Here is a 15,864-nt window from a genome sequence, read left to right as displayed (position 1 = left end):
ATTTCGAGGTAAAATTTTAAAAGATGCAATAAAATCGCTCTTTTTAGAAAAAAATCAAATGGAAAAATTAAGTGATGAAAAATACGGACTTAAATATTGGCCGGGAAAGGGAGGTAGAAGCGGGTGTTTTTGGCAAAAAGTAAGGGCGCCTAGAAAAGCGCCCTCAATTTGTTACTATCCTATGAAAACCCTATTTGAATACAAAGGTAAGGGCATGTTATTTTTCTTTGAAATTTTAGAGGCTAAATAACATATCATTAACAAGAAGTTGCAACACCCATCAGCTGCAACCCATGCTGGTACCGCAATTCAAACATTTATAGCAAGTTCCGGAACGTACCGTGATATGTCCGCAGGTAGCGCACGCCGGCGCATCACTTTGCATACTTTTCAGGTAATCCTGGGTACTCCCTTCCTGCTGAAACGTAGCAGCCGCCTGCATTTTAGGGGTACGCGGCGCAGTTTGCCCCGCATTACCAGCCCTGCCGGTAAATGGAGCCGCCGCATCGTCTTCACCATCTTCTTCATCCGTATTTCCGGGTGCATCAAGTACGTGAACCAGGTCTGTACGTCCCAGGTATTCATAGCCCAGCACCCTGAAAATATAATCAATCAGCGATGTGGCCGATTTAATATTGGGATGATCCACCATACCCGCCGGCTCAAACCGTGTAAACACAAACTTATCTACAAACTCTTCCAAGGGAACGCCATACTGCAAACCCACAGAAACCGCAATGGCAAAGCAGTTCATTAAACTACGCAAAGTAGAGCCCTCTTTTGCCAGGTCTATAAATATTTCTCCCAGTGTTCCATCGTTATACTCACCTGTACGCACAAAGATCACCTGCCCGCCCACATTTGCCTTTTGCGTAAAGCCACCCCGTTTGGATGGCAAACTTTGCCGCTCTACAATCCTTGACAACTGGCGTTTAAGCGTGGTATCCCTGCTGGCCAGCATCCGCTTGTTCACTTCTTCCAGCAACTCATCTATTGTTAACTGCTGCAGGTTTTGCCCTGTAGCCGGCTCACTCATTGTTTCTGTCTTCTTCTTTTTATCACTCCTGTTACTTAAAGGCTGGCTTAACTTACTGCCATCCCGGTACAAGGCACAGGCTTTTAATCCAAGTTCCCAGCTCAGCTTATAAGCGTCCGCAATTTCTTCTACTGCCGCCTCATTCGGCAGGTTGATCGTTTTGGAAATAGCCCCGGAAATAAAAGGCTGTACAGCCGCCATCATCCTGATGTGCCCATGTGCATGTATATACCGCTCTCCATGTTTACCACACTTATTGGCACAATCAAATACAGGTAAATGCGCTGCTTTCAGGTAGGGCGCACCTTCTACCGTCATGGTGCCGCACACATAATCGTTGGCTGCTTCTATTTGCTCTTCGGTAAAGCCTAACGCATGCAACAGGCTGAACTCAAGACTGTAGTATTCCTCCGCCTTAAAGCCCAACCGTTGCAAACACTCTTCTCCCAATGTATAAACATTAAATACAAATGAAATATCAAAAGAAGAAGAAACGGCGGTGTCCAGCTTTTTCAGCTCTTCACCAATAAATCCTTTCTCACTCAGCGATTGATGATTAATATAGGGCGCCCCGGCAAAATTACCGGTCCCTTTTGCGTAATCCACTATCGCCTTTATTTCATGGGAAGAATAACCCAGGTTTTGCAATGCTGTAGGGATCGACTGGTTAATGATCTTAAAATAACCGCCACCGGAAAGCTTTTTAAATTTCACCAGCGCAAAGTCAGGTTCCACCCCCGTAGTGTCACAATCCATCACCAGGCCAATAGTACCGGTGGGAGCAATCACTGTTGCCTGTGCATTACGGTAACCATATTGTTCTCCCAGCTTTACCGCCTCATCCCAGGCCTTGGTGGCCGATTTCAGTAAGTAATCCGCACAATACCGCGCGTCAATGCCTCTGGGCTTTATTTCCAACCCATCATACGCATCGGCGGCATCATACGCGGCGGCCCGGTGATTCCGCATCACCCGCAACATATCTTCCCGGTTTTCCGCGTACCGGGGGAAGGCGCCCAGGTGAGCCGCCATTTCTGCGGAAGTTTTATAAGCAATTCCCGTCATGATAGCGGATATGGCTCCCGATATGCCACGGGCCTCTTCGCTGTCGTAAGCAATACCGCTTACCATCAGCATAGAGCCGAGGTTGGCATAACCCAATCCCAGCGTACGGTATTCATAGCTGAGCTCCGCCACCTCCCTGGAAGGGAACTGGGCCATGAGCACGGAAACCTCCAGCACTACCGTCCATAATCTTACCGTATACTCAAACCCGGGTACATCAAACAGGTTCCTTTCATCATCGAAGAAACGGCGAAGATTTACAGACGCAAGGTTACAGGCGGTGTTATCCAGGAACATATACTCTGAGCAGGGATTGGAGGCATTAATGCGGCCGCCCTGCGGACAGGTATGCCACTCATTGATAGTGGTGTCATATTGGGTACCCGGATCCGCACAACGCCACGCGGCGTAAGTGATCTGGTCCCAAAGCTCTTTCGCCTTTACGGTTTTCATTGTTTTCCCGGTGGATCTGGCTTTCAGCTCCCATTCTCCATCGGCTTCCAGGGCCCGGAAAAAAGAATTAGGCACCCTTACGGAGTTATTGGAGTTCTGACCAGACACGGTTTTATACGCATCCCCTTCATAATCAGAAGAATAACCGGCTGCAATCAATGCCGCTACCTTCTTTTCTTCCTCTACTTTCCAGTTCACAAAGTCCATGATCTCCGGGTGATCAAGATCCAGGCATACCATTTTGGCGGCCCGCCTTGTAGTACCACCTGATTTAATAGCACCCGCTGCCCGGTCCCCGATCTTCAGAAAGCTCATTAATCCGCTGGAAGTTCCTCCACCGCTGAGCTTTTCTCCATCTCCCCGGATATTCGAAAAATTGGTACCCACGCCAGACCCATATTTAAAAATGCGCGCTTCCCGCATCCACAGGTCCATAATCCCGCCTTCATTCACCAGGTCGTCGTTCACACTTAATATAAAACAGGCATGTGGCTGAGGCCGCTCATAGGCGGAAGTAGATTTCTCCAGTTTACCCGTATGTTGCTCCACATAATAATGTCCCTGGGGCTTACCTTTAATACCATAACTTTCAAACAGGCCGGTATTGAACCATTGGGGGGAGTTGGGTACACACGACTGGTTGAGCATACTATAGCTCAGTTCTTCATAAAATATACGGGCATCTTCCGGGGAAGCGAAATAACCATACTTTTCCCCCCAAACGCGCCAGCAGTTGGCCATTCGATGTACCACCTGCTTCACGGAAGTTTCCCTGCCGGTAGTTCCGTCAGGTTGTGGTACCCCGGCCTTGCGGAAATACTTCTGCGCCAGGATATCTGTAGCAATCTGCGACCAGGCAGCCGGTACTTCCACGTTGTTCATTTCAAATACCACGTCGCCGCCAGGATTACGGATCACAGAGGAGCGGAGTTCATACGCAAACTGATCGTAAGGACTCACACCTTCTTTCGTAAAATGGCGGGAAAACGCAAGCCCATTCTTACTATTGACTGGATTTTTCATGCCCGTAAATTTTTCTTAGATGATATAAATGAGTTAGTATAGCGGAGTATTCTAAAATTAATTTTAAAATGCCTGGACCCACGTATTTATTTTGCACAGATTGTGGATAATTGCGCAAACAGTTTGCCAGCACATTTGTTATAAAGCCAGAGAAAACCCGGCTTAAAATTTGCCATTAACAAAATCTTTACAGTTGCGCCATACAATCAGCTAGGTATCATTTACTTCATGAATAGAAAATGAATTGAATGCATATTTATTTAGCAATGTGTGTTATTAATAAAAATATTATACATTTGCGACAACCGGAACAATGCGCTATTGATGTACAATAACATATACACTTCGTTCATCGAAAGAAAGGCTAAAAAGGAAAAGGCATTCGCGGTTTTAATTGATCCCGATAAGGTTACGCCTGCCGAGATCATAAAGATTGCTGATAAATGCACTGCTGCCAAAGTTGATTATATCTTCCTTGGAGGCAGTCTGGTGATCTCCGATCATCTTGATGAATGCGTACAACAGCTGAAAGCCAGCTGCAACATTCCCGTTGTATTATTTCCCGGAAGCCCTTCACAGGTATCAAAATATGCTGATGCCCTGCTCTACCTGTCTGTAATTTCCGGCAGAAACCCCGAATTACTGATCGGTCAGCATGTAGTATCTGCTGCGGCCGTGAAAAAAAGCGGGCTGGAAGTTATTTCTACCGGTTATATGGTCATCGACGGCGGAGCACCTACCACCGTGTCTTATATCAGTAATACCATGCCTATCCCGGCAGACAAGGCAGATATTGCCATGTGTACCGCCATTGCAGGTGAAATGCTTGGTATGAAAGTGATTTATATGGATGCCGGCAGCGGCGCCCGTGTACCTATCACAGAAAGTATGATCAGTCGCGTAGCCAGCCAGGTACAGGCTCCCATTATTGTAGGAGGTGGTATCAGGGACGCTGAAAAAGCGTACCTGAATTGTAAGGCAGGCGCCGATATCCTGGTAGTGGGTAATGCTATTGAAAAAGATCCGTCCCTCATCAAGGAACTGGCAGATGCGGTGCATTCTGTTCCCGTGAAAGCATAAAAGATATAAACTAACAAGATATAAAACGAATGACAGCAGGAAATCTGCTGTCATTCGTTTTATTGGCTGGTAACTAAACCTTACAGGCTCATCATTTCCTTAAACTTCACTGCCTGCCTGCGGCTTACTTCAATTTTTTCGCCCCCGCGCATTTCCAGCAACAGGCCGCCGTTAAAGTAAGTATCAATCTTTTCGATCATCCGCAGGTTTACAATATGCTTCCGGTTTGCACGGAAAAAAGTACGTTCGTCCAATCTTTCCTCCAATGCATTCAATGATTTGAGGATCAAAGGTTTATTTGTTTCAAAATATACCCGGGCATAGTTACCCACACTTTCAAACAACCGGATCTCCTGCAATTTTACAAACCAGCACCTGTCGCCATCTTTCACAAAAACCTGGTCATTTTCAGACAACAGGGAACGGATACCACCATTTGCCGCCATACGGTCTTTCTCATCCTGCTGATGCAGTTTGTGAATGGCATCCGCCAGCCGCTTAGGTTCTACCGGCTTCAGCAGGTAGTCCAGCGCGTTGTACTCAAATGCCTTCAGCGCATACTCATCGTATGCAGTCGTAAAAATCACCTGCGGCGTTTTCTCCAGTTCTGCCAGCAGGTCAAAACCCGTTTTATCGGGCATCTGGATGTCCAGGAACAGTAAGTCGGGATGGAGCGTTTCTATCTTTTCTATACCATCCTTCGCGTTCACAGCTTCTCCCACCACCACTATCTCCGGGTGATCTGCCAGTAATTTTTTCAATTCACTCCTGGCCAGGCGTTCATCATCTATTATCAATGCTTTTTTCATTGGCAATATGAAGTTTGGTTGATGATTTAATTGATTAAAAAATAATTGCTACAACCGGTTTATCCGGCTACAGCAGTTTATAACAAGTGATTCAGAGCAAAGGCATCACTACGGTAGCTTCTACCGTTTGCTCATCTTTATTCCTGATTTCAAAGGAAGCCCTGCTTCCAAACAAAAGACCCAGGCGCTGCCGGGTACTCTGTAAACCAAACCCGTGCCCGTTCATGCTGTTTTCCACAATCTGGCCGGTATTCTCAATAGTAATTACATGCTGCATCCCTTTCAGGGAAGACTGAATATAAACGGAGCCCCCCCTGATGATCCGGGAGATGCCATGTTTAATGGCGTTTTCCACCAGCGTTTGCAACATCATTGGTGGCACCTGCAGTTCCAGTGTATCCGGGTCTATCTCGTACCTTACACTCAAACGCTCTTCAAAACGGATATGCTCCAGTGCAAGGTAATCCTTTACTATATTTAATTCGTTTTCCAGGCTCACGGTTTCTACCTTCTCGGTTTGCATAGAGCTCCGCAGGATGTTGGAAAGTTCTGTGATGGCGGTTCTGGCCCGTTGAGGGTTTTCATCTACCAACGCCCGGATACTGTTCAGTGCGTTAAAAATAAAATGCGGGTTCATCTGCGCCTTGATCGTTTTCAGCTCCAGCTCCTTTACGGTAGCTTCCAGCTTCAGCTGGTCTACCTGCGACCTGCGGTTCCTTTCTATATAATGCCAGATAAAATAAAGAAACCACCAGATGGTAGTGATCAGGAAAGATCCCGCAATCCCCACCTGAATAGGTGAATCCGATAAGTGTAACAGGTATATGCCGAAAAAATAATATCCAATGTACGATACCAGTCCCGAACCCGTCATCAACCCGATAAACAATAAGATCTGGTTCTCAAAGTTATAGTTCACCCAGGCAAACCGGTGAATCAGGTTGCGAAAGAGATGGGTGGCTATAAACCCAAATAGCATGAAAATTACTAAACTCAGGTAATAAGCCGCGTCGGGAGACGTTTTCCTGGAAATAGAAAAGTTGAAGAAAACATTGATCAGAAAATATGCCGACCACCCCAATATCTGGCACCACCAATATTTGTTTATTTGTTTAAACATTCAATCAAATTAGTAAACTTCACCTATATTCCAAAAATACCCTACAGCACCCCCTGCAGAAACCTAAATGTTATAAATGGTGAATCAAAAAAGGTAAATGGCAGATGGCTGCATCTGAATGGCGGGATATCACGGAACTGTCCCATTTTCCTCTCATAGTTACACTATTTACCACTTATTTTTATGTATTTTTGTTACTTCATATAAACCCTGAGCCCAATTATGAATATTAAGGCAGGTCAACTGTTGAGCCAGATAGAATATCCCGCTGATTTGCGAAAGCTGAGTAAAGAACAGCTTCACCAGGTATGTGAGGAGCTGCGTCAATACATTATTGACGTGGTAAGTGTGCATGGTGGCCACTTTGCTGCCAGTCTCGGTGTAGTGGAGCTAACAGTCGCTTTGCATTATGTATTTAATACTCCTTACGACCAACTGGTATGGGATGTAGGGCATCAGGCATACGGACATAAAATACTTACCGGCCGCCGGGAATCATTTCCCACCAACCGGAAATACAAGGGTCTCAGCGGGTTTCCCAAAAGAGACGAAAGCCGCTATGATACCTTCGGCGTAGGCCACTCATCTACCTCCATTTCCGCTGCCCTCGGCATGGCAATGGCCTCCCATTATAAAGGAGAATTTGACCGCCAGCATATTGCAGTGATCGGCGATGGCGCCATGACCGCCGGTATGGCCTTCGAAGCCCTCAATCACGCCGGTGTGGCAAACGCAAATGTGCTCATCATCCTGAACGACAACTGCATGTCCATAGATCCTAACGTGGGCGCGCTGAAAGAATACCTCACAGATATCACCACTTCTCCCACCTACAATAAAGTGAGAGACGACGTGTGGAACCTGTTGGGCAAATTACCTGTAGGAAAGAAGTTTACCCGCGACATGGCGTCCAAACTGGAAGCCAGCCTCAAAGGCGTGGTGTCAAAATCCAGCAACCTCTTCGAAGCACTGAAGATGCGCTACTTTGGCCCCATCGATGGTCATAACATCACCAAACTGGCTGATACCCTCCAGGATCTGAAAGATATTCCCGGTCCGAAACTGCTGCACATCGTTACCACCAAAGGTAAAGGCTATGCCCTCGCAGAAAAAGACCAGACCACCTGGCATGCACCAGGCCTCTTTGATAAAATCACCGGCGAAATATTCAAAAAACCGGTTACCAGCCCGCAACCTCCTAAATACCAGGACGTTTTTGGCCATACCATCATTGAACTCGCAGAACAAAACGATAAAATTATCGGTATCACCCCCGCCATGCCTTCCGGCTCCTCCCTCAAATTTATGATGGAGAAAATGCCGCAAAGAGCATTTGATGTGGGCATTTGCGAGCAACATGCCGTTACCCTCTCCGCCGGAATGGCCACACAGGGCATGCGTGTTTTCTGCACCATCTACTCCTCCTTCTTCCAGCGCGCCTTTGATCAGGCCGTACACGATGTAGCCATTCAGAAGCTACCGGTGATATTCTGCCTCGACAGGGCCGGACTGGTAGGGGAGGACGGACCTACCCATCATGGCGCCTACGATATTGCCTATATGCGCAGTATCCCCAATGTAATTATCAGCGCTCCCATGAATGAGGAAGAACTCCGCAACCTGATGTACAGCGCCCAACTGCCGGAAAATGATCAGCCTTATGTAATCCGTTACCCACGCGGACAAGGTGTAATGCCGGAATGGCGTACATCGTTTAAAGCAATCAAACCAGGCACCGGCCGCAAAATCCGCGACGGAAAAGATATCGCTATCCTCTCCCTCGGACATACCGGCAACTTCGTGGCAGAAGCATGTAAGGAACTCATAGGAGACGGCCTGCAGCCCGCTCACTACGATATGCGCTTCGTAAAACCACTGGATGAAGCCTTGTTACACGATATTTTCCAGTCGTTCGACAAAGTAATTACCGTTGAAGATGGCGCCATTACAGGAGGCTTCGGCAGCGCCGTGATCGAATTTATGGTATCCAACAACTATAAGGCATCTGTCAAAAGATTAGGCATTCCTGATAAAATTGTGGAGCACGGCAAACCAGATGAATTGTACCGCGAATGTGGTTACGATGCAGCCGGTATTGCAAGCGCCACCAGGGATATGCTGAAAGAAAAAATTACTGTCACCATTTAATAAAAGAATTTAGTTATTTAGCTATTCAGCCATTTGATTTCCCTGAAATTGAATCGCTGAATAGCTAAACTTTTTTATACCATGTACTTTCAGCTCAGGATAACGGAGATCATACGCGAAACACCCGGTACTTATACTTATAAGCTGGAAAATACATCGCCGGAACCACTGGAGTATCTCGCAGGGCAATTCCTCACTTTCCTTATTACACTCAATAACAAAGAATACAGGCGCTCCTATTCTTTCAGTTCCACCCCGGGCGTGGATCCCTACCTTTCCGTAACGATCCGCGAAAAAGAAAACGGCGAAATATCACGCCACCTTATCCACACCTGGAAGGTAAATGATATAGTTACTGCAATCGAACCCTCCGGCCGGTTCATCTACGAAAAGTCTGGCAACACCGGGAAAGATATTTTCCTGCTGGCTGCAGGAAGCGGTATTACACCTGTATTTTCGCTGCTGAAACAAATACTTACAACAGAGGAAGAGGTACATGTTAAGCTGATTTACAGCAATACCACACCGGAAAGAACCATCTTCCATGAAGCGCTGCAAAACTGGCAAAGCCGCTACCCGCAGCAATTGGAATGTATATGGCTTTTCAGCAATGATCCCGATAGCCTTCATACCTACAGAAGGCTTAACAATATTTTACTGGAACAACTGGTAAATAAACATCTTCATTACCGCCGGGAAGATGCGCAGTTCTTCCTTTGCGGACCTCCCGATTACATGCGCACCATCCTGCTTACCCTCACATTTATGGGTTTCAGCGAATCCCAGCTGCACAAAGAAAATTTCGTGGTAAATACAGATGTCAGGATTGCTAAAACGCCGCTGCCACAGGATCATGACCTGAAACAGGTGATCATCCGTTATCGTAATGCGGAATATAAGCTCACAGTTCCCGGCAACCAAACTATCCTGGGCTATGCCCTGGCCAATGAAGTATTGCTGCCATACAGCTGCAAGGGCGGCGTATGCGGTTCCTGTACTGCACAATGTGTAAGCGGTAAAGTATGGATGCCGGTAAACGAAGTGCTCACAGATAAGGAACTAGCTGAAGGCCTGGTACTTACCTGTGTTGGATACCCGGCAAGCGATGAAGTTATACTTGAGTTATAAAATAGCATAATGTAAAAAATATTATCAATCATAATGATCTGATATTATTTTTTAGTGGCTGAAATATTAGCTAAATTATGTGGAAAATCAGGTGATGCGGACCACCCCAATAAAAATTATTTGCCTGTCACTGCTGTTTATAGTTATTATAATAAACGGCTATCTGCTGTTAAAAAATACATACCATCCATTCTTACTGTTATTATCGCTCAGCATAGTATTGCTTTGCAGCATATTTACGTTGTTGCTCATTGCTACTTTTTTATCAGATAAGCGCCCGCTTCAGTTTGAACGCCTCTTCAATGAATACCCGATCCCCATGTGGATCTATGAAAAAGCCACCATGCGTTTTTTATCTGTTAACAATGCCGCCGCTCAAAAATATGGTTACAGCCGGAAGGAATTTCTGCAACTAACGTTAAAGGATATACGTAATGAAGAAGATATACCGTTGTTCATAGAAAACGCAGCAGAACGTTGCAGCGGCGATGAATACAGGGGTATCTGGAAGCACCGTACAAAAGACGGCACTAATTTTTTTGTAGAAATCTACTCCCTTCCTGCCATGTACTATGGCAAAGATGCGCGCTTCATCATGGCAAAAGATGTAGACGCACAAATGAAAGCAGTGAAAGAAGCTCGTGAACTTGGCATGCGCTACGAACTCCAGGCACAACTTACCCACGACAGGCTCGTAAAGCAAGCCACTCAACTCGAAGAACAAAACAGAACACTAAAGGAAATTGCCTGGATCAACTCACATGAAATACGCCGCCCTGTGGCATCTATACTCAGCATTGCCGGCCTGTTCGATAAAAGCAACCAGGATCTGCATCTCAACAGCCAGCTCATGGAATGGCTCCACGAATCCACCCTTCAGTTGGATGAGATCATTCATAAAATTGAGCATAAAGTAAAAGCTCTCCAGTAACTATACCTCGCAAGGTATAAATTGGTTGAACTCTTCCTTTAATGATAAATATAATTTCCGGAAAATTTCCATACGGTGTTGTATGGTCTGAAAGTCATCAATGGGCCGGTCGTCATGCACCACTGTTACCGGCGTGTTGGCTACTCTCTTGGCGCATTGCTTAATGTCGTGATGCATTTCATCTGCTACTTCACGTTCGCGCAGTAAACGGTTTTCAAAATGTTCAACCTGTGTCATCACATCCCTGGAAGCTTTGCTGAGCGCGATCTGTTCCAGCCGCTCCCGCATCATCTTTACTTCATTTCTTACTTCATTTACTTCTTCTTTCCAGGAATTTAACTGCTGGTGCAGTTCTTCAGTGGGAGTTGTAATTTCCATGGTGTATTGATTTATCAATTTAAATGATGATTAAAAAAATATTCATCATACCAAACGCTGTTGTCAATATCCATTTCTTTATCCGAAAAGACCTGTTCTAAGGTACAATCTTTTTCTATTCTCCCTCCACCTTTTTTTACAGATAAATTCCAAATTCGGGGAAAAATTCCATCGCTTCCAGTATTCCCCCCGCGCCTGCCCGCTGTGCCTGTAATACATGCGGCATCCCTGCGGTACGGGTCACTAATTCGGGCTCGGAATCGCCTACTACCACACCCTTGAACCCGGTTTCATACATGGTGTAATCATTCATGGAATCGCCGGCTACCAACACTTTCTGATGCGGCAATGCCAGCAACTGTAACAACTGTTTCAGTGTAAATCCTTTGTTTACTCCGGCGGGTAATATGTCGAGATACTTACCGGCAGATAAAACCATGTCGCATTGCAACGACGCCGCTATTTCACGCGCCCGGTCTATATCTGTACTGTTATCATAATAATAAGAACAACGGTATTGCTGATGCGCTTCCTGGTGCAGTAATCCTCTCACTGTTTTCAGGGTTTCCCTTACCTGTTCTCCCGGCCACCTGGCTGCAATACCCGATTGCACCGGCTCTACCGCGGTTAATGTGGGCAGGTGAGTTACCGTAGCGCCTACATCACAGATAATATATTCAGGCCGCGGCAAAGTATTATTTTCCAGCAGCGACAATACACTGCGTATTCCCCTGCCGGTTACAAATACCAGCTGTATCTCTTTCTGCCGCTGTAATAAACTGTATAATTGTTCTTTATCTGCTGATGTACCTCCTAAAAATGTACCGTCCAGGTCTGTAGCTAATAACATAATTTCCGGGTGACTTTAATGATTTCATAAATGCGGATGCCGATAAAAATATAAAAAAAAGACCAGCCGTAACGACTGATCTTCTTTTAGATATAACGGGTTAGTATATAACAGTATGATTAGTTCAGCATTGGTACATCTATCAGCAAAAACTCTGCCGGTTTGATCACTTCAATACCTGCTTTATCATACTCAGATAACCCGATGGCATCGCGTGTGGTTAATGTTTCTCCGTCTACTTTCAATTCACCGCTGAGCAAAAATAAATAAGTGCCGATGCCAGGCGCCTTTGCAGTGATATCCAGTTTTTTACCGGCTTCGTATTTACCCAGTGTGAACCAGGCATCCTGGTTCAGCCACAGGCCGCCTCCGTTCTTATCTGGTGAAATCACCTCCTGTAAAGCGTTTTCACGGGTGGCAGGATCAAATGTTTGCTGATCGTAGCGCGGTGTTACATTCCTTTCTTTTGGTATTATCCAGATCTGCAGGAAGTTCACCTCATCTGTTTTAGATGCATTAAATTCAGAGTGAACAACACCTGTACCCGCACTCATAATTTGTACATCATTTTTACGGATCACTTCTTTATTACCGGTGTTATCACTGTGAGCCAGCTCACCATTCAATACAATAGATACAATTTCCATATTATCGTGAGGATGCGCACCAAAGCCCATTCCGCCTTTCACTGCATCATCGTTCAACACACGCAATGCGCCAAAATGAATCCTGTTGGGATCGTAATAATTAGCAAAGCTGAAAGTATGATGACTCTTCAACCAACCGTGGTTGGCATATCCCCTGGTATCTGCACGATGAATAACTTTTTTCATAACTAATTTCCTTTGTTTTTAACACTACAAATATCGCTATAAACAAAGGGCTTGGGAATGGATCATATGTTGAAAAACGTGGACAAAAAAATACGGATCTTTCAATGCGGTAACTGTTTTCAAAAAACAGTATGCATGTGAAAAATCCGTAACGCAGTAACGGTTTCAGCTGTTTACTTACACCAGTTTCGCATCTGTGGTAATGGTTGCATTCAGCACTTTACTCACCGGGCAGTTAGCCTCTGCATCCGCTACAAATTCAGCGAACTTGGCGGCATCCAGGCCTTCTACGCTGGCGGTTACTTCCAGGTGGCTGGTGGTAATAGCTCCATTATCCAGGGTGATGGTGCATTTGGTATCAATGTTACCAGGTGTAAAACCGGCGCCAGTGATCACAAAGCTCAGTTTCATGGTGAAGCAGCCGGCATGTGCTGCAGCAATCAGTTCTTCAGGGTTTGTACCAATGCCATCTTCAAAACGGCTGCTGAAAGAGTACTGGGTCTTGTTTAACACAGTTGACTGGGAAGTTAAAGTGCCTTTACCTTCTTTACCGGTACCTTGCCAATTGGCAGATGCAAATCTTTTCATGTTTAATGTTTATTTTTTCCTGTTAGAAAAATCAGTGCGGAGGCCCAAATTACAAATTAATCGGCAATAAAAAACGCCGGAATTACGGGGGCGTCCCGAATGCACAAAAAAGCCGCACAGTTTCCTGTGCGGCTATACATGGTTCCTGGCAATTGATTCTTATATCATGTCTACCAATTCTACAATTGGCCTGCATACTTTTTTAGCATATTGCATCGCATCCTGCACACTGTATCCTGTTCCAGCAATCACTACAGCAGCCAATACCTTATCTGTAAGTCTTTATGTCCTGTTTATATCGCAAAGCGATCAGCTACGGTGCTTTACTGTTTTACCATCTGCACGCTGGCCAGCAGCTTCACTTCATCACTCAGCAGTAAACCACCGGTTTCAGTAGTAGCGTGGAAAGTAAGACCGAAATCTTTACGGTTAATTTTACCGCTCAGTTCAAATCCTGCTTTAGTCTGGCCATACGGATCTACCACTTCACCGCCAAATTCAACATTCAGCTCTACCGGACGGGTATTATCACGGATGGTTAAATCACCTACCAGCTTAAAAGTATCTGCATCTATTTTCTTCACCTCTTTAGACACGAAGCTGAGCTTGGGATATTTCTCCGCTTCAAAAAAATCAGCGGCCTGCAGGTGTGCGTCGCGCTGCGCATTTTGTGTGGAAATACTGTTGATGTCTGCTTCAAAAGTGATGTTGGCAGTACTGAAATCGTTATCAACGGTTTGCATGGTGCCATCAAATTTTGCAAACTGACCGGTTACGGTCGTAATCATCAGGTGTTTGATTTTAAATTGCACATCACTGTGCGAAGCATCAATTTTCCAGGTTGTCATATTACTTTGTTTTTTTAGTATTATTAAATGTTTAATTAGCTTAATACACCCATCTTACCCGCATTATAATCATCTATTGCTGCTCTGATCTCATCTTCTGTATTCATCACAAACGGACCATAGGCAAAAATGGGTTCATTGATCGGCTCGCCGCTCAACACCAGCATGGCAGTGTCTTTCAGCGCAGTGATGGTTATTTCGGTACCTTCCTTTTCAAACAGGGCTGTTTCTACTCCCTTAAGCGGCTGACCATTTACATCCGCTTCTCCCTGGAATACTACTGCAGCGGTATTAAAACCTTCCGGTATGCTTACCGTGATCCTGTCATCTTTCTTCAGATGGATATCGTACACATTCACCGGGGAGAAAGTACTGGCAGCGCCCTTCACGCCATCATACTCACCTGCAATCACTCTCACATATCCTTCTTCACTCACTTTTATCACAGGTATTTCTGCTTTGGTAAGATTCTGATAGGAGGGAGGATTATTTTTAACTGCTTTGGGAAGATTTACCCATAACTGGGCAAACTCTGCTTTCCCGCCTTGTTTGCTGAATGCGTCACTATATTTTTCTTCATGTAAAATACCGCCGGCAGCAGTCATCCACTGCACATCGCCGGGGAACAATAAACCATGACTACCGGTAGAATCCCGGTGCTCCAGTTCGCCCTGGTATACGATGGTAACGGTTTCAAAACCTTTATGCGGATGCTCGCCTACACCTTTTGGTCTTACACTCGGTGGAATGTAATTAGGAGCTGCATAATCCATCATAATAAAAGGACTGATCCTGTTACCTTCAGAACGGGTACCACCCGGGAGGGTACTTTGTACCCTGAATCCATCGCCTACCATATGTGGTGCGGCTGCAATTACGATCTGGCTTACATGTTTTTGTGTTTTCATATTGTTTGCCTCCTTAAGACAACACAAAAGTACATGTTACAACACCTTTTAAGAATGGATAAAACTCTCCTGCTGATGGACTTTTTTCAAAAAATGCGGAAAATTTAGACAGAAGGGGCTTACAGAAGTGCGGGAAGCTTCTTTAAATTCAGAAGGGCTCTGATTGGTATATTTCTTAAAAAAGCGGCTGAAATAATGCGGATCGTCAAAGCCCAGTTTATAGGCAATTTCCTTCGCCGTAAGATCGGTATTATACAGGTATCGCTGTGCTTCAAGGATCACACGGTTACGGATATGTTCGCCGGCAGTAATGCCGGATAGCTGTTTGCTGATCTCATTCAGCAGCACGGGTTTGATATGTAAAAGTGCTGCGTAATCAGACACGGTTTTTAATGCCTGGTATTTTTCTTCTATCAGGTTTTTAAATTTCAGGAAGATAGAGCTGTTATGAGCAGCATGTTGCTCGGGGCTAATGGCTACATTCTCTCCCTTAATGCGGGAAGCCAGCACCAGGAAGTAGCGCAGCAGGCCATGCAGGGCCATTTCATATTCAGGCTCACGCAGGGTAAGTTCTTTCAGCATCAGGCGTACAATAGCATCAATGTCCTTCTCCTGTTCATCATCAATATGAATAACGCTGCTGAACTGGCTATTAAAAAATAACCC

Annotated in this window: 15 protein-coding genes; 5 read left to right on the top strand and 10 right to left on the bottom strand. The window is 45.3% G+C overall.

Going from position 1 to position 15,864, the window contains the following annotated elements:
- A partial coding sequence (locus tag VN105_RS16330; protein ID WP_325642595.1) for a hypothetical protein occupies positions 1-250 on the top strand: 250 nt, incomplete at its 5' end.
- 30 nt (positions 251-280) lie between these two features.
- Here VN105_RS16330 and VN105_RS16325 read toward each other — a convergent pair.
- Positions 281-3,577, bottom strand: coding sequence for a vitamin B12-dependent ribonucleotide reductase (locus tag VN105_RS16325; RefSeq protein WP_325642594.1), 3,297 nt, complete (start codon positions 3,575-3,577; stop codon positions 281-283).
- A gap of 324 nt (positions 3,578-3,901) precedes the next feature.
- Between VN105_RS16325 and VN105_RS16320 the strand changes: the two genes are divergently transcribed.
- A complete protein-coding gene (locus VN105_RS16320) occupies positions 3,902-4,657 on the top strand; it encodes a geranylgeranylglyceryl/heptaprenylglyceryl phosphate synthase (RefSeq protein WP_325642593.1) in 756 nt (251 codons plus the stop codon).
- A gap of 80 nt (positions 4,658-4,737) precedes the next feature.
- On the opposite strand, the gene VN105_RS16315 is transcribed toward VN105_RS16320, so the two are convergent.
- The gene (locus VN105_RS16315; RefSeq protein WP_325642592.1) at positions 4,738-5,466 is read right to left on the bottom strand and encodes a LytR/AlgR family response regulator transcription factor; all 729 of its coding nucleotides are present in this window, start codon (positions 5,464-5,466) and stop codon (positions 4,738-4,740) included.
- A gap of 91 nt (positions 5,467-5,557) precedes the next feature.
- Complete coding sequence (locus tag VN105_RS16310; RefSeq protein ID WP_325642591.1) at positions 5,558-6,586, bottom strand: sensor histidine kinase; 1,029 nt, start codon at positions 6,584-6,586, stop codon at positions 5,558-5,560.
- Positions 6,587-6,808: 222 nt separating this feature from the next.
- Here VN105_RS16310 and dxs point away from each other — a divergent pair, with 222 nt between their 5' ends.
- From dxs to VN105_RS16295, 3 genes are all read left to right on the top strand, one after another.
- Positions 6,809-8,734 (top strand): 1-deoxy-D-xylulose-5-phosphate synthase, encoded by a 1,926-nt coding sequence (gene dxs, locus VN105_RS16305; RefSeq protein ID WP_325642590.1) that lies wholly within the window; start codon positions 6,809-6,811, stop codon positions 8,732-8,734.
- A gap of 81 nt (positions 8,735-8,815) precedes the next feature.
- Positions 8,816-9,862, top strand: a complete 1,047-nt coding sequence (locus VN105_RS16300; RefSeq protein WP_325642589.1) for an iron-sulfur cluster-binding domain-containing protein — start codon at positions 8,816-8,818, stop codon at positions 9,860-9,862.
- A 220-nt stretch (positions 9,863-10,082) separates the two neighbouring features.
- On the top strand, positions 10,083-10,793 hold the full coding sequence (locus tag VN105_RS16295) for a PAS domain-containing protein (RefSeq protein WP_325642588.1): 711 nt from the start codon (positions 10,083-10,085) through the stop codon (positions 10,791-10,793).
- Here VN105_RS16295 and VN105_RS16290 read toward each other — a convergent pair whose 3' ends face one another.
- The 7 genes from VN105_RS16290 to VN105_RS16260 all read right to left on the bottom strand — a co-directional run.
- Positions 10,794-11,171, bottom strand: coding sequence for a hypothetical protein (locus VN105_RS16290; protein ID WP_325642587.1), 378 nt, complete (start codon positions 11,169-11,171; stop codon positions 10,794-10,796).
- A 136-nt stretch (positions 11,172-11,307) separates the two neighbouring features.
- Positions 11,308-12,021: an HAD-IIB family hydrolase gene (locus VN105_RS16285; RefSeq protein ID WP_325642586.1), complete on the bottom strand. Its 714-nt coding sequence runs from the start codon at positions 12,019-12,021 to the stop codon at positions 11,308-11,310.
- Between the two features lie 119 nt (positions 12,022-12,140).
- A complete protein-coding gene (locus tag VN105_RS16280) occupies positions 12,141-12,854 on the bottom strand; it encodes a pirin family protein (protein WP_325642585.1) in 714 nt (237 codons plus the stop codon).
- Positions 12,855-13,031: 177 nt separating this feature from the next.
- Positions 13,032-13,442: an OsmC family protein gene (locus tag VN105_RS16275; RefSeq protein ID WP_079469807.1), complete on the bottom strand. Its 411-nt coding sequence runs from the start codon at positions 13,440-13,442 to the stop codon at positions 13,032-13,034.
- Between the two features lie 323 nt (positions 13,443-13,765).
- A complete protein-coding gene (locus tag VN105_RS16270) occupies positions 13,766-14,290 on the bottom strand; it encodes a YceI family protein (protein WP_325642584.1) in 525 nt (174 codons plus the stop codon).
- A gap of 35 nt (positions 14,291-14,325) precedes the next feature.
- Positions 14,326-15,198, bottom strand: coding sequence for a pirin family protein (locus VN105_RS16265; protein ID WP_325642583.1), 873 nt, complete (start codon positions 15,196-15,198; stop codon positions 14,326-14,328).
- A 48-nt stretch (positions 15,199-15,246) separates the two neighbouring features.
- Positions 15,247-15,864: helix-turn-helix domain-containing protein (locus VN105_RS16260; protein ID WP_325642582.1), on the bottom strand; the 618-nt coding region annotated here is incomplete at its 5' end.

The organism is Chitinophaga sp. (assembly GCF_035564935.1).
GTDB lineage: Bacteria > Bacteroidota > Bacteroidia > Chitinophagales > Chitinophagaceae > Chitinophaga.
The sequence above is the reverse complement of the archived record's forward strand: the minus strand, read 5'-3'. Positions and strand labels throughout refer to the sequence as shown.

What these genes read in the sequence shown, in the direction of transcription:
- VN105_RS16325 (WP_325642594.1), bottom strand. Translation starts at nt 3,577, where the DNA reads ATGAAAAATCCAGTCAATAGTAAGAATGGGCTTGCGTTTTCCCGCCAT.
- VN105_RS16320 (WP_325642593.1), top strand. Translation starts at nt 3,902, where the DNA reads ATGTACAATAACATATACACTTCGTTCATCGAAAGAAAGGCTAAAAAG.
- VN105_RS16315 (WP_325642592.1), bottom strand. Translation starts at nt 5,466, where the DNA reads ATGAAAAAAGCATTGATAATAGATGATGAACGCCTGGCCAGGAGTGAA.
- VN105_RS16310 (WP_325642591.1), bottom strand. Translation starts at nt 6,586, where the DNA reads ATGTTTAAACAAATAAACAAATATTGGTGGTGCCAGATATTGGGGTGG.
- dxs (WP_325642590.1), top strand. Translation starts at nt 6,809, where the DNA reads ATGAATATTAAGGCAGGTCAACTGTTGAGCCAGATAGAATATCCCGCT.
- VN105_RS16300 (WP_325642589.1), top strand. Translation starts at nt 8,816, where the DNA reads ATGTACTTTCAGCTCAGGATAACGGAGATCATACGCGAAACACCCGGT.
- VN105_RS16290 (WP_325642587.1), bottom strand. Translation starts at nt 11,171, where the DNA reads ATGGAAATTACAACTCCCACTGAAGAACTGCACCAGCAGTTAAATTCC.
- VN105_RS16285 (WP_325642586.1), bottom strand. Translation starts at nt 12,021, where the DNA reads ATGTTATTAGCTACAGACCTGGACGGTACATTTTTAGGAGGTACATCA.
- VN105_RS16280 (WP_325642585.1), bottom strand. Translation starts at nt 12,854, where the DNA reads ATGAAAAAAGTTATTCATCGTGCAGATACCAGGGGATATGCCAACCAC.
- VN105_RS16275 (WP_079469807.1), bottom strand. Translation starts at nt 13,442, where the DNA reads ATGAAAAGATTTGCATCTGCCAATTGGCAAGGTACCGGTAAAGAAGGT.
- VN105_RS16270 (WP_325642584.1), bottom strand. Translation starts at nt 14,290, where the DNA reads ATGACAACCTGGAAAATTGATGCTTCGCACAGTGATGTGCAATTTAAA.
- VN105_RS16265 (WP_325642583.1), bottom strand. Translation starts at nt 15,198, where the DNA reads ATGAAAACACAAAAACATGTAAGCCAGATCGTAATTGCAGCCGCACCA.